The sequence below is a fragment of the Streptomyces sp. sk2.1 genome, assembly GCF_008120935.1.
Taxonomy (GTDB): domain Bacteria; phylum Actinomycetota; class Actinomycetes; order Streptomycetales; family Streptomycetaceae; genus Streptomyces.
The window spans coordinates 1-2124 of sequence record NZ_RDBO01000133.1; the positions used below are offsets into that span (position 1 = coordinate 1).

Annotated in this window: 4 protein-coding genes; 1 reads left to right on the top strand and 3 read right to left on the bottom strand. The window is 74.0% G+C overall.

The features are described 5' to 3' along the window. Nucleotides 1-416 (top strand): hypothetical protein (locus EAO76_RS41365; RefSeq protein WP_222872260.1); only part of this gene is annotated, 416 nt, incomplete at its 5' end. Between the two features lie 239 nt (nucleotides 417-655). Here EAO76_RS41365 and crcB (EAO76_RS41370) read toward each other — a convergent pair. From crcB (EAO76_RS41370) to crcB (EAO76_RS41380), 3 genes are read right to left on the bottom strand one after another with little or no spacing between them, the layout of a single operon-like run. Next, a complete protein-coding gene (gene crcB / locus EAO76_RS41370; protein WP_148841393.1) occupies nucleotides 656-1030 on the bottom strand; it encodes a fluoride efflux transporter CrcB in 375 nt (124 codons plus the stop codon). Next, entirely contained in the window at nucleotides 1027-1455 is a 429-nt protein-coding gene (locus tag EAO76_RS41375) for a DUF190 domain-containing protein (protein ID WP_148841394.1), read from the bottom strand. Before EAO76_RS41375 ends, crcB (EAO76_RS41370) begins: the two co-directional genes overlap by 4 nt. Continuing rightward, nucleotides 1452-1862 carry a fluoride efflux transporter CrcB gene (gene crcB, locus EAO76_RS41380; protein WP_148841395.1) on the bottom strand — a complete coding sequence of 137 codons (411 nt, stop codon included), beginning with the start codon at nucleotides 1860-1862 and terminating at the stop codon, nucleotides 1452-1454. Before crcB (EAO76_RS41380) ends, EAO76_RS41375 begins: the two co-directional genes overlap by 4 nt. Nucleotides 1863-2124 lie beyond the last annotated feature (262 nt).

Genomic DNA, 2124 nt, shown 5'->3' on the forward strand with positions numbered 1-2124 from the left:
GGCCCGGCGTGAGCGTGGATGCGAACGTCCCCCGACAGCCTGGGAGTTACTGGTGCGAGGCGGTGGCCGAGGGGCCGGTGTACGGCGTCGGGCGGACGGCCCGGTACGTGCTGGGCACCTTCCGGACCATCTCGCCCGTGCTCGCCCTGCGGTGGCTGGGCGGGCAGGCGCTGTGGATCGTGGACCGGCTCGACCCCGACCCCGACCACTCCGCCTGGGTCCAGCCCTCCATGCGCCTCCCCGGAGCCCCCGGGCCGGACCACTCCGCCGAGCTGCGCGCCTGGTACCGGGACCGCAACGGGCAGCGCGCCGCCCACGCGCACCTCAAGAACGGCCACCCGCTCCTCGTCGTCGTCCCCGACGCCGACTGCACGTACACCCTCTCCGTACGGCCCGAGGCTCCCCCGGCCGGGTGACGGGGCGCGCCTGCTGTTGGGGTGGTGTCGGGGCGGGGACCGGCGTGGTGCCGGGAGCGGGGCGCGAACGGTTGCCTAGCGTCGGCGCCTGACGGACCGCTGTCGACGCGGAACGGGTTGAATCGCCCGGCGTCCGGTGACGGTTCCTCCCCAACGGCGTTCCCCTGCCATCGTCTCGCATTGCGGTGGCGGGGGACGCCGACCGTGCCGCGTCGGGCACGCCGCGGTTCCTGCGGCTCCTACGGCCAGAGCGCCTGCGCGAGCGAGACGCCGACGAACACCGCGCCCAGCCCCGCCACCACGCTCGCCAGCACGTTGGCCACCGCGTAGAACCTGGCGCCGTCCTCGACCAGCCGCACCGTCTCGTAGCTGAACGTCGAGTACGTGGTGAGCGCGCCGCACAGCCCCGTGCCGATCAGCAGCTGGACGTGCGAGGAGGCGGCCCCGGCCACCACCGCGCCGGTCAGCAGCCCCAGGATCAGCGAACCGCTCACATTGACCGCGAAGGTCCCCCACGGGAAGACGGTGTCGTGCCGGGACTGCACCGCCCGGTCGGTCAGATAGCGCAGCGGCGCCCCGACCGACGCACCGATGATCACCAACAGCCAGTTCACCGGTCCCGGTCCCGCTTTCCGTCCCGCGTCCCGGGCCGCTCCCCGCCGTGTTCCCGGTCGTCCGTGCCGAAGCGCACGATCTCGCACGCGTCCAGGACGACCCGGCCGCCGTCCGCGACCAGTTCCGCGATCAGCGGCAGGAACGCGCGCACGCGCTCCTCCTCGTCCACGATCACCACCGCCACCGGCAGGTCCTCGCTCAGCGAGAGCAGTCGCTGGGTGTGGATCATCGACGAGGCGCCGAAGCCCTCGATCCCGCGGAGCACGCTCGCGCCCGACAGTCCCGCGCGGTGGGCCCGGTGCACGATCTCCGTGAACACCGGCCTGTGGTGCCAGACGTCGGACTCGCCGACGAGGACCGTCAGACGCAGGGCCCGTTCCGTGTGCGGCGTGCTCGACGCGTTCGGTGCGTTCGGGGTCGTCATGGCTGCCTCCAGGCCAGGACGCGGCGGGTCGCCCACACCGCGCTCCACACCGCCGCGAGGGCCGCGAGCAGTGTCAGTCCCAGGTACGCCAGGCCGGTGCGGACCCGGTCGGCGGCGATCAGCCGCTCGATGTCCACCGCGTACGTGGAGAACGTGGTGAATCCGCCGAGCACCCCCGTGCCGAAGAACGGCCGCACCAGCCGGTGCGCCGACCACGCCTCGCCGATCACCACCATGAACACGCCGATCACCGCGCATCCGGCGACGTTCACGCACAGCGTCGTCCAGGGGAAGCCGCCCGGGGCGGTGGGCCAGAGCAGACTCGCCCCGTACCGGGCGGACGCTCCCAGCGCACCGCCGAGCGCCACCACCGCGACGACGGGACCTTGGGGGTTCCGGGCTCCCATGGGTGTTCGTCTCCTGCCTGCTCCGGACACCAGGTTATCGCCGCCGGGGGCTATCCCCACCCGAGGTGTCCCGCCTCCCGGATGGGCCGCGCGGCCCGGCCCGGCCAGGCTTGTGCCATGACCACCCACCGTGCTTCCACCGCCCTCGCCGCGCTGTCCGCCGCAGTCGCCGTCGCCGCTCTCGCCGGGGCCGTGACCCCGTCCGCCCGTGCCGACGGGCCCTCGGCGCGGGCGTCGTTACCCGCACCCGCCCCCTCCGCAC

What these genes read in the sequence shown, in the direction of transcription:
- EAO76_RS41375 (WP_148841394.1), bottom strand. Translation starts at nt 1,455, where the DNA reads ATGACGACCCCGAACGCACCGAACGCGTCGAGCACGCCGCACACGGAA.
- crcB (WP_148841395.1), bottom strand. Translation starts at nt 1,862, where the DNA reads ATGGGAGCCCGGAACCCCCAAGGTCCCGTCGTCGCGGTGGTGGCGCTC.